Below are 24381 nucleotides of genomic sequence, written 5' to 3' on the forward strand. Positions count from 1 at the left end.
GGAAGTAAAATGGATTTAAAATCAATGGTAAGAGATGTTTTAGATTTTCCACAAGAAGGGATTGTGTTTAGGGACATCACACCAATTTTACAAAGTCCAGAAGGATTAAAAGAATCTATAAATCAGATGCAAGATAGATTAAAAGGATTAGATTTTGATTTAATTGTAGGGCCTGAATCTAGAGGATTTATCTTTGGGGTACCTTTAGCATATAATATGAATAAAGGATTTATTCCTATTAGAAAAAAGGTAAATTACCTTATAAAACTATTCAAACAGAATATAGCCTAGAATATGGTACATCTATTATAGAAATGCATGTAGATGCTGTTAAGCAGGGGCAAAAAGTAGTTGTTGTAGATGATTTACTAGCAACAGGTGGGACTTCAAAGGCTATTATAGATTTGATAGAAAAAGTAGGAGGAGAAGTAATAAAGCTTGTATATCTTATCGAATTAGAGTTTTTAAAAGGACGAGATGTACTTAAAGGATATAATGTTGATTCGATTATAAAATATTAAAATTTTTTGGAACGCATATTATGCGTTCTATTATTTTTAAAAAAGAATTTTATATTTTAGAATCATTCTACAAGAAAAGGAGAACAAAATGGATATAAATATAATATATGAAGATTCATATATAATGGTGGTAGAAAAACCTCCTAAAATTCCTTCTCAAAGAGATAAAACAGGGAATATTGATATGCTTAGTTTGATTAAAAACTATTTAAAAGAAAAATATCCTAGAGCTAAAAATCCTTATATAGGGCTTATTCATAGATTAGATAGACCAGTAGGAGGGCTTATGGTATTTGCTAAAACTAAGCAAGCGAATGCAAAGCTATCAAAACAGATACAAGACCGTGAATTTAAAAAAGAATATTTAGTTGTAATTTGTGGAAAACCTGAACAAGAAAAAGGAGAACTTGTAGATTATCTTATAAAAAATCAAAGAAGAAATATTTCAAAGGTAGTTTCCAAAGAAACAAAAGGAGCTAAAGAGGCTATATTAGAGTATGAATTAGTAGATAGTATGAATGTTGAAGAAGAAATTTTAAGTCTTATTAAGGTTAATTTAAAAACAGGAAGGCATCATCAGATAAGAGTTCAATTATCTAATGCAGGGTTACCAATATGGGGAGATACTAAGTATAATGACTTTTTTAAAAATAAAAAAGGATGGTTTCAAATTGCTTTATGGGCGTTTAGGTTAGATTTTTTTCATCCCAAAACTAACAAACTTTGTAGTTTTAAATTAAATCCTAAGGGTTATCCATTTGAATTGTTTAATATAGAGAAATATTTTATTTAAAAGGGTTATAATTATGAGAATCTTGCATTTATAATTGAGAATGACTATAATAAAGAAAATATGTTTATATACAATGAATGGGGGAAGAGTATGCCCGACCAAGAAATTTATAAAAAATTAATTTCTACAATTAAATCTTACCATCCCTCTGATGATTTTTCTATGATTGAAAAGGCATATAATTTTGCCAAAGAAGCTCATAAGGGACAATTCCGTAAGTCAGGAGAGCCATATATTATTCATCCATTAGAAGTAGGAGTTATTTTAGCTGAATTAGAATTAGATATAGAATCTATAACAGCAGGGATTCTTCACGATATCATAGAGGATACAAAGTATACCTATGAGGATTTAGTAGAATTATTTAACGAAGAAATTGCGAGATTAGTTGAAGGAGTAACTAAATTAGGAAAAATTAATTTTGCGTCTAGTAATAAGGAAATGGAGAAAGAAGAAATTCAAGCAGAAAATTATCGTAAAATGTTTCTTGCTATGGCACAAGATATAAGAGTTATATTAATTAAATTAGCAGATAGACTTCATAATATGAGAACTCTTCGTTTTATGCCTCCAGAAAAACAAAAAGAAAAAGCTAATGAAACTTTGCATATATATGCTCCTTTAGCACATAGATTAGGGATTTCTAAAATAAAAGTTGAGTTAGATGATTTATCTCTTAGGTATACAGAACCAGAAGCCTATTATGATTTAGTTGAAAAAATTGCGAGAAGACGAATTGAAAGGATTGAATATGTAGAAAGGATTATAAAAGAAGTAAAAAATAAGTTAGAAGAAGTAGGAATTAAAGCAGATGTTCAAGGTAGACCAAAGCATTTCTTTAGTATTTATAAAAAAATGGTGAGCCAAAATAAGACTTTAGACCAAATTTATGATTTATTTGCTATTAGAGCTATTGTTGATTCAGTAAAAGACTGTTATGGAGTTTTAGGAGTAGTACATGAAATGTACAAACCTATACCTGGAAGGTTTAAAGACTATATTGCTATGCCAAAACCTAATATGTATCAATCTCTTCATACAAGTTTAATAGGGCCAGAAGGAGAACCTTTTGAAGTTCAGATTAGAACTTGGGAAATGCATCGTATAGCAGAATATGGAATAGCAGCTCATTGGAAATATAAAGAAGGTAAAAAAGGAAGCAAATATAAACCTCAAGATAAAACTGAAGAAAAATTAGCTTGGTTAAGACAAATACTAGAATGGCAAAGAGAAATGTCAGATAACAAAGAATTTTTGGATGCCCTTAAATTCGATTTGGATGTATTTAATGATCAAGTATATGCTTTTACTCCTAAGGGGGATGTTATAAGTTTACCTTATGGGGCAACTCCTATTGATTTTGCTTATTCGATTCATAGTGCAGTGGGAAATAAAATGGTAGGAGCAAAAGTAAATGGTAAAATAGTAACATTTGATTATCAAATAAAAAATGGAGATCGTATTGAAATTTTAACTTCTCAAAATTCTAGAGGACCTAGTAGAGATTGGTTAAAATTAGTTAAGAGTTCTCAAGCAAGAAGTAAAATTAATCAGTGGTTTAAAAAACAGTTTAAAGCTGAAAATATTGTTCGTGGGAAAGAACTTTTAGAAAAAGATGCTAAAAAAAGAGGACTTAATTTAAATGATTTACTAAAACCTGAATGGATTGAAAAAGTTTTAAGAAAATATGGATTCCAAAATTGGGATGCGGTTTGTGCAGCTGTAGGACATGGAGGAATTAAAGAAGGGCAAGTTATTCATAGATTATATGAAGAATATCAAAAAGAAAAGAAACAAGAATTTCAAAATGAGAATATTATATCTTCGTCACAGGATGATTATAAAAAACCAATTAAAAAATCAAAAAGTGGCATAATAGTTAAAGGAGTAGGAGATGTTGCAGTAAGGTTTTCAAAATGTTGTAACCCAGTTCCTGGAGATGAGATAATAGGCTTTATTACTAGAGGTAGAGGAGTTTCTATCCATAGAACTGATTGTGTTAATATAATTCATATAAGTGATGAAGATAAAAATCGTTTAATTGAAGCGGAATGGTATGTAGCAGAAAAAGATGCAAAGGATAGAACCTATCAAACAGAAATAAAAATTATAGGTGAAGATAGGATGGGAATGATAATAGATATTTCTAAAGTACTTACGGAAGAAAAGGTTCCTGTTAAAGCTTTAAATGCTAGGACTAATAAAAGACATGAAGCAATTTTTAATATAATTTTAGAAATAAGGGGCGTACAACAATTAGAAATAGTTACTAAAAAAATAAGAAACATTGCTGGAGTAAGTGATGTTATAAGAGTAACTACTTAGGAGGAATGAAATTGAGAGGAGTAATACAAAAGGTATCTGAAGCAAAAGTAGAAGTAGATGGAGTAACCATAGGTCAAATAAATAAAGGATTAATGGTTCTTATAGGAATAAAAGAATCTGATGATGAAAAAGTTATGGATTATATGCTTGATAAAATTATTAATTTAAGAATTTTTGAAGATAACGAAGGAAAAATGAATTTATCTCTTAAAGATGTAGGAGGAGAATTACTTATTGTTCCTAATTTTACCCTTTATGGAGATGCAAGAAAAGGTAAAAGACCAAGTTATTCTAAGGGAGCATCTCCTAATGTAGCCGAAAAAATATATAATACTTTTATAGAAAAAGCAAAACAAATGGGAGTAAAAGTAGAACAAGGGAAATTTAGAGCTCATATGGAAGTGAGTTTAGTAAATGATGGACCTGTAACAATTTTATTAGATAGCGATAAAAACTTTTAAGAAGGAGAGAAATTATGATTATTAAGAAAGTCATTGTAGGAATGATGGCCGTAAACTGTTATATAGTAGGAGATGAAAATACTAGAAAAGGGGTAGTTATAGATCCTGGAGCAGAAGCAAATAAAATAATAGAAGAAATAAAAAAAGAAAATTTAGACATTGAATATATTTTGTTAACCCATAGTCATTTTGACCATATAGGAGCTGTTGATAAAGTTAAAGAATTTACAAAGGCTAAAGTAGTTATTCATAAAGAAGGACAAGAATATTTAAAAAATCCTAATCTAAATCTTTCTAAATCCTTTGCTAATAAAGAAATAAAGATAGATCCTGATAAATTAATTTCTGACGGAGAATTTATAAAATTTGGGAATTTAACATTTAGAGTTTTTTATACTCCAGGACATACTGTAGATGGAGTAAATTACTATGAAGAAAATAATAAAGTATTGTTTTCAGGAGACAATTTATTTAGAAATTCTATAGGAAGATCAGATCTTCCTGGAGGAGATCAAAATCTTTTAATTACTTCGCTTAAAAATAAGATTATGACATTACCAGAAAATGTAAAAGTTTACCCAGGGCATGAAGCAGAAACAACTATTGGTTTTGAAAAAAATAATAATCCATATTTAATTGAAAATAGCTGGGATGAATAAAATGATAAAATTTAAATTAATAAATCACAATTACAATTATGAAATAGAAAATATTATAAAGCCTTTTAAAAATTATGTTGAAAATATTTATATAGAAAGTATACTTAAGAATAATTTATGTATTGCTAGAATTTATAAAGATGGAGAACTTCAAATATTTAAAGAAGAAAAAGCAAAAGATAATAAAAAAGAAATAAAGCAAAGATTAATTCGTACAGTATATCATAGTCTTTGTGAATTTACCAAAATAAAAATGCCTTGGGGATTTTTAACAGGAATTCGTCCTACAAAAATAGTACACGATATGTTAGAAAATAATATAACTTATGAAGATATAAAATACCATTTGCTTAATTTTTATGATATAAGAGAAGATAAAGTAGAATTAATGATAAAGGTTGCTAAGAAAGAAAAAATTATATTAGATAAAAATAAAGATAATGAAATAAGTATATATATAGGAATTCCTTTTTGTCCTACTAGATGTTTATACTGTTCTTTTACTTCTTATTCAATAAAAAATAAAGAAATTTTAGTAAAAGATTATCTTAATGCTTTAGAAAAAGAATTATCTTTTGCTAAAGAATATGTAAAAGACAAAACTATTAGAAGTATTTATGTAGGGGGAGGAACTCCTACATCTCTAAATGAAAAACAAATAGAAAGACTTTTAGATTTAATAAATAAAAATTTTAACGTTGAAGATATAGAAGAATTTACAGTAGAAGCAGGGAGACCTGACACTATAAATAGAAAAAAATTAGAACTTTTAAAAGAGTATAATGTAGATAGAATATCTATAAATCCTCAAACAATGAATGATGACACTCTAATAAAAATTGGAAGAAATCATACTACACAAGATATAATAAGGACGTTTTATTTAGCAAGAGATATAGGGCATGATAGTATTAATATGGACCTTATAGTAGGATTACCAGGAGAAAATAAAAAAGATGTAGAAAATACTATTAACAGAATAAAGGAATTAAATCCAGATAGCATTACTGTTCATACTATGGCTATAAAGAGAGCTTCAAGGCTTAGAGAAGCTTTAGAAGAGTACAAGCTTACGACAGCTAATGAAATAGAAGAAATGATATCCGTAACAGCTAAAGGAGCTAAAGATATGGGAATGGAACCCTATTATCTTTATAGACAAAAAAATATGTTAGGAAATTTCGAAAATGTAGGATATTCAAAACCTAGTAAAGAATCAATTTATAATATAGAGATAATGGAAGAAAAAGAAACTATTCTAGCCCTAGGTGCTGGAGCTATTACAAAAGTAGTAGATAATAAGACAAATAAAATTGAGCGTATTCCTAATGTAAAAAATGTTGAAGAATATGTAAATAGAATAGATGAAATGATTGACAGAAAGAAAAAAGGACTTATTTAGATATATAAAAGGAGGAAAATCATGCTTACAAAAGCCCCAAGAGGAACAAAGGATTTATTTGGAGATGAAATAAATGAATGGGTAGAGATGGAAAAGATTATAAGAAATCTATGTAGTGATTTTGGATATGGTGAAATTAGAACTCCTATATTTGAACATACAGAACTTTTTCAAAGAGGAGTAGGAGAAACAACAGATATAGTTCAAAAAGAAATGTATAGTTTTCAAGATAAAAAAGGTAGAAATATTACTCTTAAGCCTGAAGGAACAGCAGGAGCAGCTAGAGCTTATTTAGAACATAAAATGTATGCTAATCCTCAACCTACTAAATTATATTATATAACTCCTGCTTTTAGATATGAAAAACCTCAAGCAGGAAGAATGAGGCAATTTCACCAATTTGGGATAGAACTTTTTGGAGCAGAAAGTGCTACTGCAGATGTAGAAGTTATTACAGTTGCTGCAGAATTATTAAAACGAATGGGAATATCTAAGGTAAAGCTCCATATAAATAGTTTAGGAGGACCAGAATGTCGAAAAAAATATAATCAAAAATTAAAAGAATACCTAGGAAAAAATTTAGATAATCTTTGTGAAACTTGTAAAGAAAGATTTGAAAAAAATCCCCTTAGAATTTTGGATTGCAAAAAAGAATCATGTGGAGATATAGTAGCTAATGCTCCTACAGTTCTTGATACATTAGGAGATGAATGTAGAGATCATTTTGAGATGGTAAAAACTCTTCTTGATGAAATGGGGATAGAATATGTTGTAGACCCTGGAATTGTAAGAGGATTAGATTATTATACAAGAACTGTATTTGAATTTATTTCAACAGATATTGGTGCTCAAGGGACCATATGTGGTGGAGGAAGATACAATAACCTAGTAGAAGAATTAGGAGGACCATCTACTCCGGCTGTAGGTTTTGCAGTTGGCTTAGAACGACTTTTATTAGTTAGGGAAGCAGAAAAAGGTAAAAAAGAATATGCTCCTAGTAAAGATATTTTTATAGGTTATATTGGAGAAAAAGCCTTAGTTAAAGCTCATGGTTTAGTATATAAGCTTCGTCAAAAAGGAATAAAAGCGGAGTCAGACCATTTGAAAAAAAGTGTGAAAGCTCAAATGAAGTATGGTGATAAAATAGGTGCAAAATATTCCATGATACTTGGAGAAAATGAGATAAATACTGGAAAAGCAATGATAAAGAATATGGAAACTAGGGAACAAATAGAAGTTGATTTATCTAACATAGTTGAAATTATAGGAGATTTAATTTAAAAAGGTTTGTAAATTTATAAGGAGGATAATTATGGGAGAAACAATGTTAGGCTTAAAAAGAACTCATTATTGCATCAAAATAAAGGAAAATTTAATTGATGAAGAAGTAGTAGTAATGGGATGGGTGCAAAAAAGAAGAAATTTAGGAAGTTTAATATTTATTGATTTAAGAGATAGAAGTGGAATCGTTCAAGTAGTTTTTGATGAAAAAGATATAGATGAAGAAGGATTTAAAAAAGCAGAAACTTTAAGAAGTGAATTTGTAATAGCAGTAAAAGGAATAGTAAGAAAAAGAGAAAGTGTTAATCCCAATATGGAAACAGGATATGTAGAAATTATTGCAAAAGAACTTCGCATACTTTCAGAATCAGAAACACCACCTTTTGCTATAGAAGAAAATAGTTCTGTAAAAGAAGATTTACGTCTTAAATATAGATATTTAGATCTTAGAAGACCTGATCTTCAAAGAAACTTAATGCTTCGTCATAGAGTTGCCCAATCTGTTAGAAATTTTTTAGATAATGAAGGATTTTTAGAAATAGAAACTCCAATGTTAGCTAAAAGTACTCCTGAAGGAGCTAGAGATTATCTTGTTCCTAGTCGTGTTCATCCAGGAAGCTTTTATGCTCTTCCTCAATCTCCACAAACTTTTAAACAATTATTAATGGTATCTGGATTTGACAGATATTTTCAAATTGTAAAATGTTTTAGAGATGAAGATTTAAGAGCAGATAGACAACCAGAATTTACTCAAATAGATATGGAACTATCTTTTGTAGAAGTAGATGATGTTATAGATATAAATGAAAGACTTTTACAAAAAGTATTTAAAGATGCTATAGGAATAGATATTCCTTTACCTATTCCAAGATTAACATATCAAGAAGCTATGGATAGATTTGGAAGTGACAAGCCAGATATCCGTTTTGGAATTGAACTTCAAGATATTTCTGATATAGTGAAAAATAGTGGATTTAGGGTATTTGAAGAAGCTATAGCTAATGGTGGCAGTGTAAGAGGAATAAACGGAAAATCATGTGGAAATTTTTCAAGAAAACAAATTGATTCTTTAGTAGAAGTCGGAAAGACTTATGGAGCAAAAGGGATTGCATGGCTTGCAATCAAAGAAGATGGTAGTATAAAATCTAGTTTTACTAAATTTTTATCAGAAGAAATAGTAAACGAAATTATAAAAGCTATGGATGGACAACCAGGAGATTTATTACTTTTTTGTGCAGATAAAAATTCTGTTGTATATGATGCTCTAGGAAATCTTAGATTAGAAATAGCAAAAAGATTAGAATTAACTAAAAAAGATGATTATTCTTTCGTATGGATAACAGAATTTCCTCTTCTTGAGTGGAATGAAGAAGAAAAAAGATATGTAGCTAAACATCACCCTTTTACTATGCCCATGGATGAAGATATAGATCTTTTAGATACCGACCCAGGGAAGGTAAGAGCAAAAGCCTATGATATTTGTCTTAATGGAGTGGAAATTGGAGGAGGAAGTATTCGTATTCATCAACAAGATGTACAAGAAAAAATGTTTAATGCATTAGGATTTACTAAAGAAGAAGCATATGAAAATTTTGGATTTTTACTTAATGCTTTTAAATATGGAGTTCCACCTCATGGAGGATTAGCTTATGGACTTGATAGAATGGTTATGATTATGGCTAGAGAAGATAGTATAAGAGATGTAATAGCTTTTCCTAAAGTAAAAGATGCCTCTTGCCCAATGACAGAAGCTCCAGGAAATGTGTCTGAAAAGCAGCTAGATGAATTAGGATTAAAAATAAATATAAAAAAATAATAACTCCTCAGATTATATAAAAATATTGTCATATAATTCAAAAATATGTTAATATATTCTATATAAGAAAAGAATTTTTATATAGATCAGACTTTTTTATTTTATTTTAGTATATTTAAGTGAGAGAATAGTTAGATGCAGGAGGAGTTATTTATGAATAATAAAAAACTTAAGATATTAATCGGATTTATTTTAGTATTTGCTGGTTTATATTCTTTAATGTATCAGTTTATTGAATTACCTATTATTAATATTGAAAATCTAACTATGTTGATACTATCAGGAGCTTTTTTAATTTTGTATTATAAGAAAAATAAAATATGGGCATTAATAATTGGAATAATACTTGGCTTTTTTAGTATTGTAAATCTTATTAAGGTAGACTATCTATTTACTGTTTTTATGCCTTCTATAATTATAATAGCAGGATTAATTTTAATAAAAATATATTATTCAAAGAAAAATATTGAATATTTAATATTTGGTTCAATATTATTTTGGTTTGGTATATTTGTTACGTTAGTATTAAATAAAGTAATAAAAATGAATAACATTCCTGATGTATTTTTTGTAAGTATAGGAATGGTATTTATTACAATGTACGTTTTAGGACGTCCTATAATAGAAAAATGGGCTTTATTGCTTGGAATAGTATTTATTATTTTAGGAGTTATACTATTTGTAGGTATTTCCCTTGATTTTATATTTATTTATTTACCAATAATAATTCCTATTATTTTAGTATTAGTGGGTATATTTATAATTTTATATAATAGTCGTAAAGAACAATGAATATATATTTGACAGGTAAACTCGGAAATATTAAAATAACTGTAGCATTATAAATTAACAAGGAGAGAAATTATGCTACATTCATTTTCGAGAACAGAGCTTCTTTTAGGTAAAGAAGCTATGGAAAAATTGTACAAAAGTAAAGTTGCTGTATTTGGAGTAGGAGGAGTAGGAAGTTTTGTAGTAGAGGGATTAGTTCGCTCTGGAATAGGTAAATTTATTCTTATAGATGATGATTCAGTATGTTTAACGAATATAAATCGTCAACTTCATGCTACTAGAAAAACAGTTGGGAAACCTAAAGTGGAAGTAATGAAACAAAGGATTTTAGAAATAAATCCTAAGGCAGAAGTACAAATTCATCAAACATTTTTCTTACCAGAAAATTCTGATAAAATCATAGATGATGATTGTGATTATATAGTAGATGCTATTGATACAGTAACGGGAAAAATAGAGCTTGTTCTTCAAGCTAAGAAAAAAAATATTCCTATTATAAGTTGTTTAGGAGCAGGAAATAAATTAGACCCTACAAAGTTTGAAGTAGATGATATTTATAATACATCTATATGTCCACTGGCTAAAGTAATGAGAAAAGAATTAAGAAAAAGAGGAATAGATTCTTTAAAAGTAGTTTATTCTAAAGAGATACCTATTAAACCAAGAGAAGAAGAAGTAACTACTTGTAAAGAAGGGTGTATTTGCACGAATAAAGATAGGACTTGTTTAGAAAAGAGACAAATTCCAGGAAGTGTTTCTTTTGTGCCTTCAGTTGCTGGTTTAATTATTGCAGGAGAAGTAATCAAAGATTTAATTTCATGGAGGCGATAATATGGAGGATAAAGAAACAGGAAGGGTAATAAGTATAAAAGATAGATATGCTATTGTTAGTATGGAAAGAAATGAAGCTTGCAAAAAATGTGGAGCTTGTAGCCATGGGCATAAAACAGAAGAAATGATTTTAGAAGTAGATAATATTTGTAATGCTAGTGTTGGAGATATAGTTAAAATTGATTTAGCTTATTCAGATTTTCTTAGGGCTGCGTTTATTATGTATGGAATACCTCTTATAATGTTATTTATAGGCTTTTTTGCCGGATATTATGGTTGTGTTATTTTAGAATATTCTAATATAAGAGAGCCTATGGGAATTCTTGGGGCATTCTTATTTATGACTATTAGTTTTTCTTGGATTCATTTTAAAGAATCAAAATGGAAAAAACAAAATTATCGTCCTGCAGCAGTAGAAATTATAGAAAAATAAATAATAAAGAACAAACCTCCTATCACTTCATATAATAATGAAGGAAGGGGGTTTTATTTATGAATAAAAAGGCAATTCATTATTATAATAAAGGATATAATTGTTCTCAATGTATTCTAAAAGCGGCAGAAGAATATTTTAATTTAAAAGTACCCAAAGAATGTTATGATTTATGTAAAGGAATAAATGTAGGATTAGGGATAGGAAGTACTTGTAGTGTTATAGAGGCTGCTACTATGATTTTTGGACTTATGTTTGATGAAAGAACAGTAAAAATACTTAGGATAAAATTTATTGATAAATTTCAAAAAGAATATGGAGTAGTTAATTGTAGTCAATTAAGAAAAATAAGAAATAAATATGGAAATTGCCGTATAATAATAGAAAAATCGGCTATAATTATAAAAGAATTGATAGAAAAAAATAAAAAGATTTTTTAATCAGTATTTTCTTCTTCAAAACTAAATAATCTTTTTAAAAGAGAAGATTTATTTTTCTTTGAAGTTGTATTTTTGGTATCTGTTGTAATAATTAAGGGTGCTTTTCTAAGTTCTAATTCTTGTTTTAATATATTCATACCTTTTCTTTGAGCGGTAATTTTTTCTCCTAATATTTTTATTTCATTATTTTTTTGAGCAAGTTCTTTTTCTAGATTTTTATTTTTATTTTTTAAATTGGTGATTTCTTTTTGTAATTTTTCATTCATTTTTTTAAAATCATAAGTGATTTTTGATAAATCTTGTTTTTTTATTTTAAGAGTGTATTTTAGTTGAGATATTTGATTGTTTTTTTCTCTTAATTCTTTTTTACATAAATAAATTTCTTCATAAACTTGTTTTATATGAGATTTTATTTCATTTAAATAATTATCTACTTTTTCTGTAGGAACAATAAAGTTTTCTTCTAAATTAATTGTATTTCCAGTAATAGCAGGGAATATGTCTGGTATAATTAAAAATTCTAAATTTTCACTAGAATTAATATATATTTCGTTAGTAAATAAATGTTTTTTTTCTTCAAGAACATTATTTTGATAATGAGCTTTAATAGGAATTAACGTGCGTTCGTTAATATATGCTGTAGGAGGAGAGAATGTATTTCCCGAATCTGTTGAATAACAGCTATATAATGTTCCATCACAAACCCAGGTAGCCCATAAATGATTATCAATGGTAAATAATGAACAAGAAGTTATATTGCTTTTTTCAAATAATTTTATAGGTTCTTCCCATTTAGATGCAGTTTTTAATCTGTAAAACAATGTAGAATAATATTTTTCTTTTTTGATATATAGAGTTTGAAAATTTTTATTAATTATAAGAATAGATTTGTCTACAAATTTAGTTTTATTATGGTCAAAAGAAGAAAATTCACTCCATGTTTTTGTTGTTTCTAAGTACTTTTTATATCCTAATTGAAATGTGTCTTGATATTTTTGATAAAATAATAGTATGTTATTATTAGAAGTTTTATATACAGAAAAGGGATGATTTTCTAAAGGCTCAATATAGTCTATAAGAGAAGGAGTATTCCATTTAGTTCCTTTTATTGCTATCTGTTGAACTAAAGCATGACGATTAGTATGAGGGTCCTTTAAATTATAGAATAGAAAGAGGTCTTCGCCATTAATTATAGCGTCAAAATGAAGAGAATCTAAAAAACCACTTTTACTATATAAAAGTATTTGAGAAGTCCATTTAGAAGATGAATATTGACATAATACGATATTTCCAGAAGTATCTTGACAAAATACATAGATTTTATCATTAGTGTCTAAATATACAGAAAAATTTTTAGCTCCATTCTTGTATATTATTTGTTTTTTAGACCAAGAGTCGTAGGTATAAGTCATACAGCATATACCATCTACAAAGTCATAGAAAAAAGCCCATAAAGTACCTTTGCTTTGTTTTATAATATAGTAATTTGATCTTTCTTTTGTCATAAATTTATCTTCCTCTCTATTTGTGGATGAGATGGGTACTCATGCATATTTTATATAAAATTATATTATTCATCTGTATAATATATATGATGTATTAAATAAAAATAGTACAACCTATTTTTTAGAAGATAAATTTTCTTTTTTAGTTTCCATAGATTTTTCTAATTGTTTTGCTCTTTTTTTATAGAATTCCACTTCAGTTTTTGCTTCTTTATATAGAGTTCTCCATTTTTTTCCTTCTTCTTGAATTTTTTTTGTAAGAGAAACAAGTTCATTATATTTATTAGTGATTTCAGTTTGTATTTCATTTAATTCCATAATATTATTTTTTAGTTTAGAATTTTCCTCTTCTAATTCTGATTTTGAAACAGAAAGTTTAAGTTGGTCTTTAATACTATTAATATATAGTTTTAATTCTACATTAGGGAGTAGGTCAGAATGAATACCATCAATATCTAAATTATGTAGTATAGAAAATTTAGGAGTGGGATGAGTTAAGCCATACAATTGATTACAAATGATAGGAATATTTATGTTTTTAGATAAACAATAAAAATGAATATCAACATTAGAATCTTGCATAGAAGTACGAATAGGAGATGAAAAGGTATTGCCATTATCAATTGATAAAATTGCTTTTAAAGTACCATTTTCATTCCAATTAATCCATAATGAATCATAATATATAAAAATAATAGGTTTAATTTTATGACCACAGGAATACAGAAGATGCTCTTTTGACCATTTACCATTTGTTTTATTTTTATAAATTAATTGATATTGACCATATTCTTCCTTAATGTATGACAAATGATATATTCCTTTTTCATCTATACATAATTTGCAGTGAGTAATTGGGAAAGATGAAAAAACAGGAGAAGAATCCTTTTCCCATTGAAAGGTATTAGAATTTAATAAATTGATATTAATAACATAATTATTTTTTTCTTTATTAATCATGGCGAGAAAGAGATTGTCATTATATTTAATACAATCATAATTTACATTAAAACTAGAAATGTTACCAAGAGGTTTAGGTATAGCAAAATTTTTATCTAATAGATTATAAATTAGTTGAGGATTTTTAGTAGCAGGATGATTAGCATAGTAAAATAGATGAATTTTATTATTGAGAGATATAGCATAAATATTGTTTATTTTAAATTCATTATTATAATCTTCTAATATAATATCTTTTGATATTTTATTAGAAGATTCTTTAAAATATACAATTTGGTTTTTAATATTTTTAGCTATAATATGAAAAGAATCATTTTCATCTAAACAAGCAGTATATTCATCAGTTCCATTAGATAATAACAAACTAGGTCTATAAATTTGGGATTGTTTAAAAGTTTGATAATATAAGCCGTTTCTTTTAGTATAATTTACCATTAAAAGACTTTTGTCTGAAAGTTGTAAAAAACAGGACATGATTTACCTCCTACAAAATTTTTATCATATTATATATATTCTTAAAATTATTATTTATGTTTGGTAACAAAGTCGACATTTTTCACATAGTATATAATGAAATTGAAATTTTTAAGGAGGTAAAAATTATGTCAAATTGTGGCAACACTCAATTTAGAGGGAAAATATTGCAAAGACCAACAGCAGGGGAATGTCCTGTATGTAATCCAGACGATATAAACCCAGCAGAAGACGCTTGTGTATGCCCACCATTAGGAGAACCAAAATTATTAACAGTAGCAGCACCTGTTGTATTTGATGAATGTGGAATTAATCTTTGTAGAGTAGTTGATGATTTAAATTGTGTATTCCCAGATGTGGATTTTGAAGATGATGATGTAGCAGCAATAGAACTTAAAGTTATTGACATTGATTTTAATTTTGATAAGGACGATGGGTCGAAGGTAGAAACATTAACAAGAAGACCAAATTGTGTAAGGGTTACTCTTGAAAATATTGATGTTACCTTTGCAGCTAAAGTATTAGATTCTGATTGTAAAGTTATTGATGAAGAATGTTTTACTATTAAATATTTACCTGGAGATGCAGACGATCCATATTTTGATGATGATACTAATCCTATTTCAGTTGCTGTAGATGTATATGCACCATATGGAGTTTCCTATGAACTTAAGAGAGATTGTACTCCTATTATTAGTTTTTTAGGATTTGTTGAAGATGGCTGTAGAAAAGATAGTGGAAATAATTCAATTCGTCAAGGTATTGTTGCTCAAGCTTTAGCTAAAGTAGTAAATCTTGATGTTGATTCTCAAACAGCAGCTATAGGACTTACTATTTATCTCAAAGCTATTTACTTTGTACAATATAGAATTCCTCATAAAGGACTTTGTGTTCCACCTAAATGTATTCCTGTGGATGTTGAAGCAGAAAACGCTTGTCTTGAATTTGTTGAAGGAGATTTACTTGAACAAAGTATTCAACCTTTAGAACTTTGCTGTAAACCAAAATCCTTTGAACATGGATGCCTGCCAGTACAAGACCCAACTCCTTCTGAAGACTGTGCAAGGAAAAGATAAGGAATGGTATCTACCATTCCTTTTTTATATTTTTAAATTTTTTCTACATAATGTCACACAATTTTTACCATTACATATTATGATATTGAGATAAAAAATAGTTAATTATAATTTAAAGTTATATGGAAAGGAGAAGTAGTATGGATGGGAAAATAAAAGATGAATGTATTATTGCCTTAAAGGTATACGATCATTGTAGACAACAAGATTGCCTAACGCCTGAAATGCTAGAAAAACCATTTTCATTAGAATGTACAGAATGTCAAACAGAAGGAGGACATATTATTGCTGCAGGGAAGGGATATCCTATTACTGTACCTAAAGAAGCAGTAGATATTACAATAGATGATTTTAGAATCAGTAAGATTGAAACAGAAAGAAAAAAGGACCCATTAAGAAAAAATTATTACAATGTATATGTAAAATTTATATTTGAATTTAAGTTAAAATTTGTAGATGCAACAGGAGAATTTATTGAAATTAATTGTGATGGCACAGAAAAAGAATATATTATGGCAGGAACATCCTTCAAAAAATCAGTTTTACTTTTTGGAAGTGAAGGGTCTGAAATTACTATAGCAAGCAATTTATTTACGCCAGAATCCCATGTTTTAGAAGAAGCACCTTATGTATTAGTAGAAGCTAAAGCTATGCTCTTAGATGCACAATTAAATAATATTTCAAATCCAATAGGATGTGATTGTGACTGCGAAATGCTAGATGACATTAATTTAACTGTAGGATTATTTACTATAATTAAATTATTTAGAATAGTTAATCTAATGGTTGAATCTAAAGGCTTCTGTATTCCTAATGAATGTGTTGAAATATCACCAGTTAATCCATGTGACATATTTGATAATATGGAATTTCCATATGATATTTTTAACCCTCCACAAAAAGATGAGGTTGTAGAAGAAGAAAAGATAATTTATAAAACTTGTAAAGAAGAATAAGAATTTTTAAATTGCTCCTTAAAAGGAGTAATTTTTTTTTCATATTATAAAAATTTATGTCGAATGTTGTAACAAAATATAAGATTGTCTCATAAGATATAGTGAAACATTTTATAAAGGAGGGTTGTTATAATGAGTTGCATGGATAAAAAGTTAATAGGAAAAGGAGTTGCATACCAATTAGAAACAATTGGAGAAATATTAAAAAATTGCTGCTGTGGGATTATGTGTAAATTAAAAAAGATAAGAGGGACTTGTATTTGTGAAACACAATCATCTGATAATTTAGAAAATGCAACTGAGCAAATTATAATTACTATTGATAAAGAAGAAGTATTGATAACTAAGATATGCGCATCCTTTTTCAAATTTGTAGAGGGAACATCTACAGAAACTAGTATAGGAATTATTACAGTTAAAGATGCAGACAACAACATTGTTTTTGAAGATGCATTTGGAGATGATTTAACTAATACAGGAATAGAACATTATGAAACAACATTTATGCATCCATTATTAATAAAAGGACCTGTAACAATAGAACTTTCTTTCTTATTACTTGGAGCTACCAATACGTCAGTAGCTAAACAAGGTACATTAAGTGTTGTATATAGCAAAGAATCTGCTATGTAATTATTAAATATTTTTATCAATAATCAATATTCATAAATACACTAATTTTGATAAGTTATAGTGTAAAATATTATTAAATGAAAGGAGAGTATTTATGGGATATAAAGATAGAAAATCATTAAAATTATGTGCTGGGAAAGACAAAGATTGTGATTGGGAAGCTATACTAGAGGCTTTAGGAAATCCAGAAGATTGTACTGATCAATCCATTATACAATTATTGTGTGATATAGCACAAAATCTTCCAATAGATATTGATTTAACAGAAATAATAGATCTTTTAACTCAGATTCTAGATAGCCTAGGAGGAGGTATAAGTGATTCTACTGGTCAAACATCAGATACTGGAATTATAACATATTCCCCTGATGAAGCTGTTAAGATTACTGCAATCTATGCTTCATATACAGGAGGAGGAGCACTAGCATCAGGAATTGAAGTAGACATTGTAACAACTGATGGAACAACCTCTACACCTATATGTAAATTCAATGCAATAAATATCCCTACTGCTCAAGGAGGAAATTTTGCAACTAATTTAATTTATCCATTATTAGTTGTTCCTCCTCCAGGACAATGGGTTGAAGTTCATGCTAGTGTATCTAATGGAGATGGAAGTGAGAATGTTCTTCTTACTGTATTAAACGCTATATAAATAACTTAACTTAAATAGGGGCGAATTGCTCCTATTTAAGTTTTATTATGGACACAGCAGTTACATAAGTTTTTTGATAATAAGTTTGGGATAAATTATCTATTTTAACTCCATTTGAAGTTGCGTGAATAATCTTATTATCCCCTATATACAGAGCTACATGGGATATTTTTCCATTATTACTACCATAAGTATCAAAAAATACTAAATCTGCAGGTTTTAGATTTTCTTTTTTTATAGGAATACCATTTTTAATTTGGTCTTTAGAGCATCTATTTAATAAGATATTAAATTTTTTCATAACTGATTGGGTAAATCCTGAACAGTCAACACCATGTTTTAAGTTGGTTCCACCATATCGATAGGGGGTTCCTAAAAACTGTTTAGCATAGTTTACAATTTCCCAACGTAGAATATTTTCCTTTGTTTTTTTGTCTACTTCAGGAATTAAATAAAGGGGATATGCATCTAAATACATATAGTAAATCCAAGCACTTTTATCTTTATATTTTACCTGATACCACTTATTATATTTCCCTGTAACTATTAAATTAGTATATTTATCACATACTCCAAGAATTTTAGAATTTGGATAAGGATATTCTCTAATATTTATTCCATTTTCATTTACCATTCCCCAAGTATATTTAAAGGATGTAGTATAAGTAGACGTAGAGTTATTTGTATTTCCATAAATCAAAGAGTTATTCGCAAATAATATTATTAAAGAAAAGATCATAATTTTGATTTTAAAAAAATTTAATTTTTTCATGTTGGCCTCCAATAAAACATTTTTTTATTTTGTTATTATGAGTAAAATGCTACCAAAATATTCTCAAATATAATTATTTTATGTAGCATACATATAGATAAAGAATAGTATTATATTATAGAATTATTTATATAAGGAGGCTTTTTCTTGTATTTTAAAAGAATACCTTTTAGATTTAAAAAATACAAATCTAAGAAAAAAACAGAATTAAATAATACATCATTAGATAAAGAAAAAGAAGAAATAAACAAGGAAAATATAACAGAAGATTCTACAGTAAAAGAATTAAATGAATATGTAGATGATGTAGAGGAAGATAAAGAATAATTTTTATTGTAGCCACCTATTTAGGTGGTTATTTTATATAAAAATTTATTTTAATCAAAAAATGTAGAAAATTATTGATTATATCTTTAATATAGTGATATTATATTAAAGTAAAGTGATAAAGCGATGATATATTTTTTACAAATAATTATTTAAGGGACCAAGATTTTCTTAATTGTATTTATAAAAAAATATAAAATACAAATTATTTTATAATTAATGAAAGAAGGAAGAAATATATGATTTGGTCTAAAGAAGAAACATTAGATAGGGAAGAAATTAGAAAAATTCAACTTAAAAGATTAAAAAGTACTATAAAAAGGGTATATGAAAAAGTGCCTTTTTATAGAAAAAGACTTGATGAAGCTGGAATTTCACCAGAAGATATTAATTCTTTAGATGATCTTAAGAAAATTCCTTTTACTGTAAAGGATGATTTAAGAGAAAATTATCCCTTTGGATTATTTGCAGTAACAAAAAAGGAAGTAGTAAGGATACACGGTTCTTCTGGGACAACGGGAAAGCCAACTGTTGTTGGGTACACAAGAAATGATTTAAATACATGGACAGAGCTTACAGCTCGTATTGCAGCTATGGCAGGTGCTAGAGATGATGATATAGCTCAAATTGCTTTTGGATATGGATTATTTACAGGAGCTTTTGGACTTCATCAAGGACTTGAAAAAATAGGGGCTATGGTTGTTCCTATGTCGTCAGGAAATACTAAAAAACAAATTATGCTTATGAAAGATTTTGGGACGACCTTACTTATTAGTACTCCTTCTTATGCTCTTCATATGGCGGAAGTAGCAGAGGAGATGGGAATAAATCCAGCATCAGATTTAAAAGTGAGAATTGGATTGTTCGGAGGAGAAGGACATACAGAAGAATTTAGAAAAGAATTGGAAAATAAATGGGAAATGTTGGCTACTGAAAATTATGGTATGAGTGAATTAATTGGTCCTGGAGTTTCTGGAGAATGTCAATACAAATGTGGTATGCATATAGCAGAGGATCATTTTATAGCAGAAATAATTGACCCTGATACGGGAGAAGTTCTTCCACCGGGTCAAAAAGGAGAACTTGTTGTAACTACTATTACAAAAGAAGCATTTCCTCTTCTTAGGTATAGAACAAAGGATATAACATATTTAATAGAAGAACAATGTGAATGTGGAAGAACTTTGACTAGAATGGCAAAAGTACAAGGTAGAAGTGATGATATGTTAATAATAAGAGGAGTAAATGTATTTCCATCACAAATTGAAAGTGTTTTAGTAGGGATGAAAGAAATAGGCCCTCATTATGAAATAATTGTAAAGAAGAAAGGTTATTTAGATGTTTTAGAATTAAATGTAGAAGTTATAGATGGAAGTTTTTTAGAAAAATACAGCAAATTAGAAGCTTTAAAAGATAAAATTAGACGTAATTTAAGAACAGTTTTAGGTATTGATGCTAAAATAAATTTAGTAGAACCAAGAACTCTTAAAAGATTTGAAGGAAAGGCTAAAAGAGTTATAGATTTGCGATAGATTTTATGTAATATTGACAATATATATGGAGGGATTATATGAAAAAGCTAATGTTAGGAAATGAAGCTGTAGCTAGGGGGGCTTATGAAGCTGGAGTTAAAGTTGCTACTGCTTATCCAGGAACACCTAGTACAGAAATTACGGAATTTGTTGCTAAATATGATGAAATTTATGCAGAATGGTCACCAAATGAAAAAGTTGCTATGGAAGTAGCCATAGGAGCTTCTATTGGGGGAGCTAGAGCTATGGTTACTATGAAACATGTGGGATTAAATGTTGCAGCCGACCCTCTTTTTACAGTTTCTTATACAGGAGTAAATGGAGGATTAGTAATCTTAGTGGCTGATGACCCTGGAATGCATAGTTCTCAAAATGAACAAGATAGTCGCTATTATGCTAGATCTGCCCATATTCCCATGCTTGAGCCAGCTGATAGTCAAGAAGCTAAAGATTTTGTTAAATTTGGATTTAAACTTAGCGAAGAATATGATACACCTGTATTAGTTCGCATGACAACTCGTATTTCTCATTCGCAAAGTATTGTAGAAATAAAAGAAAGAGAAAATATAGAATTAAAACCCTATAAAAAAGATATTGCTAAATATGTTATGATGCCCGGTATGGCTATTAAAAGACATATTGTAGTTGAAGATAGAATGAATAAATTAGCTGAAAATGCAAATTCTTTAGAAATAAACAGAATTGAGTGGGGAGATAAAAAAATTGGAATTATAACTAGTGGTATAGCTTATCAATATGTAAAAGAAGCTCTTCCAGAAGCTTCTGTATTAAAATTAGGTATGGTTCATCCTTTACCTAAAAAAATGATTAAAAAATTTGCAAAAGAAGTAGAAACTTTATATATAGTAGAGGAATTAGAACCTGTGATAGAGGAACAAGTAAAGAGTATGGGTATAAAAGCTATAGGAAAAGAAATATTTTCAGTTCAAGGAGAATTATCTGTAAGAAAAGTTTTATCGGCAATTTCTAAGGAAGAGAAAAAGGTTATAAATAAAGAAATACTTCCTAATCGTCCTCCAGTATTATGTCCAGGATGTCCTCATAGAGGAATATATTATGTTATGAACAAATTAAAACTTCATGCTACGGGAGATATAGGATGTTATACCTTAGGAGCTCTTCCACCTTTAGATGGAATAGATACTTGTGTCTGTATGGGGGCTAGTGTTGGTATGGCACATGGTATAGAAAAAGCAAGGGGAAGAGATTTTTCTAAAAATTGGGTAGGAGTAATTGGAGATTCCACATTTATACATTCTGGTATTACAGGATTAATAGATATAATATATAATAAAGGAATATCAACAATAATTATTTTAGATAATTCAACAACAGGAATGACAGGACATCAAGATCATCCTGCTACAGGGAAAACTATAAAAGGAGAACCCGCACCTATATTAAATTTAGTAGAATTATCTAAAGCTGTAGGAGTAAAAAATGTAAGAGTGGTAGATCCTTTTGATTTAAAAGAAGTAGAAGTAGTTTTAAAAGAAGAGACAAGTAAAGATGAAGCATCAGTTATTATTGCTAGTAGACCTTGTGCATTGCTTTCAAAGAAAAAAGATCCTGTGTATAAAATTACAGATTCCTGTGTAATGTGTGGTTTATGCTTAAAATTAGGATGTCCTGCTATTGAAAAACAAACTAATAAAGTAGTTATCAATGATGCTCTTTGTAATGGCTGTGGACTTTGTACTAAGGTTTGTAAAAGCAATGCAATTGTAAGGGAAGGTGAGTAGAATGAATACAAAAAATATATTAATTGTAGGAGTTGGAGGACAAGGAACCTTATTAACTAGTAGAATAATAGGAGATGTAGTAATCAATAAAGGCTATGATGTTAAGATGTCAGAAGTTCATGGAATGGCACAAAGGGGAGGAAGTGTTGTTACCCATGTAAAATATGGGGATAAAGTATATTCGCCTTTAGTTGAAGAAAGAGGAGCAGATGTTCTTTTAGCATTTGAAAAATTAGAAGCTCTTAGATGGATACATTACCTAAAAGAAGATGGAATCGCTATAGTAAATGACCAAGAAATAAATCCTATGCCTGTTATTATAGGGGCTGAAGAATATCCAGAAGATATAATAGAAAAAATTAAAGAAAATTGTAAAAATACTTATATTGTAGATGCTCTTTCTATAGCTAAAAATTTAGGAAATATTAAAGTATTAAATACTATATTACTTGGAATTTTAGCAAAATACTTAGGGCTTTCTGTAGATGAATGGAAAGATGCTATAGAAAGGGTTGTTCCTTCTAAGACGATAGAATTGAATAAAAAGGCATTTTTGACAGGATATAATTTAAAATAATTAGAAGGGGTTTTTATACCCCTTTGTTTTTTGAAATAAAAGGAAAAGATGATGTAAAAATAATGGCAATGGCAATAACTCCTGCTATTTGAAGGGTCTGGATTCCATAAAAAGAGCTATCTTCAAAATTTTTTTCTAACATGGCATACATAGTTCTATACATTCCAGCTCCAGGTACAAGAGGTATAATTCCAGAGATTAAAAAAATAGTTACAGGTACTTTTCTAATTTTAGCAAAGATTCTAGATAAAATACTGACTCCAAGAGTTCCTAAAAAACTAGAGAAAACAATAGAATTAGTTAATGTTAAAAAGTTAAGATATATAAACCATCCAAATCCTCCAATAAACCCACAATATAAAAGTTCTTTTTTAGAAACATTAAAAAGAATTCCAAAGAAAAAACTAGCAAATAAAGCACCAATTATTTGAAGTATCATAAAAATCCTCCTTGTTTAAGCATAAACCAAATTTTAAGAATTATTCCTACACCAGTTGCAATGGATACAGCAACAAAAAATGCTTCAACACCTTTAGAGATTCCTGAAAGTAAATCTCCTTCTATAGTATCCCTTACGGCATTGGTGATAGCTACTCCAGGAACTAAAGGCATAATACATCCTATAATAATTTGATCTAAATTAGCAGATGGAATAAAGTTAGTAAATAATATAGCTAAAAATCCAATTAATCCTCCACCAATTAAATCAATAAAAAATCTAGAAGTATTTGTTTTATTAAAAAAAGTTTGAACACTGCCAAGAGCGATACCAATAAATAAAGATATTATACAATCTTTAATATTTCCACCAAAAACAGCAGTGGAGAAAGTAGAAGCAAAGGCAGTTGCACCAATAAAAATATAAGAAGGATAAGGAGGAGTTTTATCAATTTCATCTAATTTTTTGATAGCATCTTTAAGAGAAATTTTGCCTGCTACAAATTGTCTTGATAAATCATTAACTAAACTTACTTTATCTAAACGAATAGAACGATTTTTAATTCTTTTAGTAAAAGTTATCATTTCTATAGTTTCATCATCAATAGTAGCAAATATTCCAGTTGGGGTAACAAAAGCCTCTACAACATCTAAATTATATACAGATAAAATTCTTATAATAGTGTCTTCAACACGATAAGTTTCGGCACCACTTTTTAACATAATTTCTCCTGCTTTAATAGCAAATTTTAATAACATTTTATGATTCATTATGAAACTCCTTTATTATAATAAAAAATATTTAGAGATTTTTATTAAAAAAATAATAATGGGAAAACACATAGAGTTATTAGCAACTAGTATTATATATTATTAATAGCATATTATAAATAGAAAACATTAGTTTTATAATTATATATAAATTCAAAAATAATAGTAATATTATAAACTTTAATTTT

At 28.2% G+C, this 24381-nt stretch carries 24 protein-coding genes and 1 pseudogene; 20 read left to right on the forward strand and 5 right to left on the reverse strand.

Annotated elements, in window-relative coordinates:
• Window positions 1-9: 9 nt before the first annotated feature.
• The 12 genes and pseudogenes from OM90_RS13455 (at window position 10) to OM90_RS06705 (ending at window position 11754) form a co-directional block, all read left to right on the forward strand.
• A pseudogene (locus tag OM90_RS13455) lies at window positions 10-521 on the forward strand (adenine phosphoribosyltransferase).
• An 88-nt stretch (window positions 522-609) separates the two neighbouring features.
• Entirely contained in the window at window positions 610-1314 is a 705-nt protein-coding gene (locus OM90_RS06655) for an RluA family pseudouridine synthase (protein ID WP_058486119.1), read from the forward strand.
• Between the two features lie 90 nt (window positions 1315-1404).
• Window positions 1405-3639 carry a RelA/SpoT family protein gene (locus OM90_RS06660; protein WP_058486120.1) on the forward strand — a complete coding sequence of 745 codons (2235 nt, stop codon included), beginning with the start codon at window positions 1405-1407 and terminating at the stop codon, window positions 3637-3639.
• A 5-nt stretch (window positions 3640-3644) separates the two neighbouring features.
• Window positions 3645-4100, forward strand: coding sequence for a D-aminoacyl-tRNA deacylase (gene dtd / locus OM90_RS06665; RefSeq protein WP_334292083.1), 456 nt, complete (start codon window positions 3645-3647; stop codon window positions 4098-4100).
• A 14-nt stretch (window positions 4101-4114) separates the two neighbouring features.
• Complete coding sequence (locus OM90_RS06670; RefSeq protein WP_058486122.1) at window positions 4115-4759, forward strand: MBL fold metallo-hydrolase; 645 nt, start codon at window positions 4115-4117, stop codon at window positions 4757-4759.
• A 1-nt stretch (window position 4760) separates the two neighbouring features.
• Window positions 4761-6161: a coproporphyrinogen dehydrogenase HemZ gene (gene hemZ / locus OM90_RS06675; protein WP_058486123.1), complete on the forward strand. Its 1401-nt coding sequence runs from the start codon at window positions 4761-4763 to the stop codon at window positions 6159-6161.
• A gap of 21 nt (window positions 6162-6182) precedes the next feature.
• The gene (hisS, locus tag OM90_RS06680) at window positions 6183-7442 is read left to right on the forward strand and encodes a histidine--tRNA ligase (RefSeq protein ID WP_058486124.1); all 1260 of its coding nucleotides are present in this window, start codon (window positions 6183-6185) and stop codon (window positions 7440-7442) included.
• Window positions 7443-7473: 31 nt separating this feature from the next.
• Window positions 7474-9258, forward strand: a complete 1785-nt coding sequence (gene aspS / locus OM90_RS06685) for an aspartate--tRNA ligase (RefSeq protein WP_058486125.1) — start codon at window positions 7474-7476, stop codon at window positions 9256-9258.
• A 153-nt stretch (window positions 9259-9411) separates the two neighbouring features.
• Window positions 9412-10050: a hypothetical protein gene (locus OM90_RS06690; protein WP_058486126.1), complete on the forward strand. Its 639-nt coding sequence runs from the start codon at window positions 9412-9414 to the stop codon at window positions 10048-10050.
• 72 nt (window positions 10051-10122) lie between these two features.
• The gene (locus OM90_RS06695) at window positions 10123-10881 is read left to right on the forward strand and encodes a tRNA threonylcarbamoyladenosine dehydratase (RefSeq protein WP_058486127.1); all 759 of its coding nucleotides are present in this window, start codon (window positions 10123-10125) and stop codon (window positions 10879-10881) included.
• Window position 10882: 1 nt separating this feature from the next.
• On the forward strand, window positions 10883-11314 hold the full coding sequence (locus tag OM90_RS06700; protein ID WP_058486128.1) for a SoxR reducing system RseC family protein: 432 nt from the start codon (window positions 10883-10885) through the stop codon (window positions 11312-11314).
• 59 nt (window positions 11315-11373) lie between these two features.
• Window positions 11374-11754, forward strand: a complete 381-nt coding sequence (locus tag OM90_RS06705) for a C-GCAxxG-C-C family (seleno)protein (RefSeq protein WP_058486129.1) — start codon at window positions 11374-11376, stop codon at window positions 11752-11754.
• Here OM90_RS06705 and OM90_RS06710 read toward each other — a convergent pair.
• Together OM90_RS06710 and OM90_RS06715 are read right to left on the reverse strand one after the other, a co-directional pair.
• Entirely contained in the window at window positions 11751-13259 is a 1509-nt protein-coding gene (locus tag OM90_RS06710) for a hypothetical protein (RefSeq protein ID WP_058486130.1), read from the reverse strand. The genes OM90_RS06705 and OM90_RS06710 overlap by 4 nt on opposite strands.
• 114 nt (window positions 13260-13373) lie before the next feature.
• Complete coding sequence (locus OM90_RS06715; protein ID WP_058486131.1) at window positions 13374-14693, reverse strand: hypothetical protein; 1320 nt, start codon at window positions 14691-14693, stop codon at window positions 13374-13376.
• Between the two features lie 128 nt (window positions 14694-14821).
• Here OM90_RS06715 and OM90_RS06720 point away from each other — a divergent pair, with 128 nt between their 5' ends.
• The 4 genes from OM90_RS06720 to OM90_RS06735 all read left to right on the forward strand — a co-directional run bounded on the left by OM90_RS06720 (window position 14822) and on the right by OM90_RS06735 (window position 18013).
• Window positions 14822-15769: a hypothetical protein gene (locus OM90_RS06720; protein ID WP_058486132.1), complete on the forward strand. Its 948-nt coding sequence runs from the start codon at window positions 14822-14824 to the stop codon at window positions 15767-15769.
• Between the two features lie 140 nt (window positions 15770-15909).
• The gene (locus OM90_RS06725) at window positions 15910-16725 is read left to right on the forward strand and encodes a hypothetical protein (RefSeq protein WP_058486133.1); all 816 of its coding nucleotides are present in this window, start codon (window positions 15910-15912) and stop codon (window positions 16723-16725) included.
• A gap of 132 nt (window positions 16726-16857) precedes the next feature.
• Window positions 16858-17358, forward strand: a complete 501-nt coding sequence (locus OM90_RS06730) for a hypothetical protein (protein WP_058486134.1) — start codon at window positions 16858-16860, stop codon at window positions 17356-17358.
• Between the two features lie 94 nt (window positions 17359-17452).
• Entirely contained in the window at window positions 17453-18013 is a 561-nt protein-coding gene (locus OM90_RS06735) for a hypothetical protein (protein WP_058486135.1), read from the forward strand.
• 31 nt (window positions 18014-18044) lie between these two features.
• Here the strand turns inward: OM90_RS06735 and OM90_RS06740 are convergent, their stop codons facing one another.
• Complete coding sequence (locus OM90_RS06740; protein ID WP_058486136.1) at window positions 18045-18785, reverse strand: C40 family peptidase; 741 nt, start codon at window positions 18783-18785, stop codon at window positions 18045-18047.
• Between the two features lie 147 nt (window positions 18786-18932).
• On the opposite strand from OM90_RS06740, the gene OM90_RS06745 reads away from it, so the two are divergent.
• The 4 genes from OM90_RS06745 (at window position 18933) to OM90_RS06760 (ending at window position 22984) form a co-directional block, all read left to right on the forward strand.
• The gene (locus OM90_RS06745) at window positions 18933-19112 is read left to right on the forward strand and encodes a hypothetical protein (protein WP_058486137.1); all 180 of its coding nucleotides are present in this window, start codon (window positions 18933-18935) and stop codon (window positions 19110-19112) included.
• A gap of 215 nt (window positions 19113-19327) precedes the next feature.
• Window positions 19328-20644 (forward strand): phenylacetate--CoA ligase family protein, encoded by a 1317-nt coding sequence (locus OM90_RS06750; protein WP_278335783.1) that lies wholly within the window; start codon window positions 19328-19330, stop codon window positions 20642-20644.
• A gap of 38 nt (window positions 20645-20682) precedes the next feature.
• The gene (iorA, locus tag OM90_RS06755) at window positions 20683-22407 is read left to right on the forward strand and encodes an indolepyruvate ferredoxin oxidoreductase subunit alpha (protein WP_058486139.1); all 1725 of its coding nucleotides are present in this window, start codon (window positions 20683-20685) and stop codon (window positions 22405-22407) included.
• A gap of 1 nt (window position 22408) precedes the next feature.
• Entirely contained in the window at window positions 22409-22984 is a 576-nt protein-coding gene (locus OM90_RS06760) for an indolepyruvate oxidoreductase subunit beta (RefSeq protein WP_058486140.1), read from the forward strand.
• A 13-nt stretch (window positions 22985-22997) separates the two neighbouring features.
• Here OM90_RS06760 and OM90_RS06765 read toward each other — a convergent pair whose 3' ends face one another.
• Both OM90_RS06765 and OM90_RS06770 read right to left on the reverse strand, forming a co-directional pair.
• Entirely contained in the window at window positions 22998-23423 is a 426-nt protein-coding gene (locus OM90_RS06765) for a threonine/serine exporter family protein (RefSeq protein WP_058486141.1), read from the reverse strand.
• Window positions 23420-24193, reverse strand: coding sequence for a threonine/serine exporter family protein (locus OM90_RS06770; protein WP_058486142.1), 774 nt, complete (start codon window positions 24191-24193; stop codon window positions 23420-23422). Before OM90_RS06770 ends, OM90_RS06765 begins: the two co-directional genes overlap by 4 nt.
• Window positions 24194-24381 lie beyond the last annotated feature (188 nt).

The organism is Defluviitalea phaphyphila (genome assembly GCF_001466305.1).
Taxonomy (GTDB): domain Bacteria; phylum Bacillota; class Clostridia; order Lachnospirales; family Defluviitaleaceae; genus Defluviitalea_A; species Defluviitalea_A phaphyphila.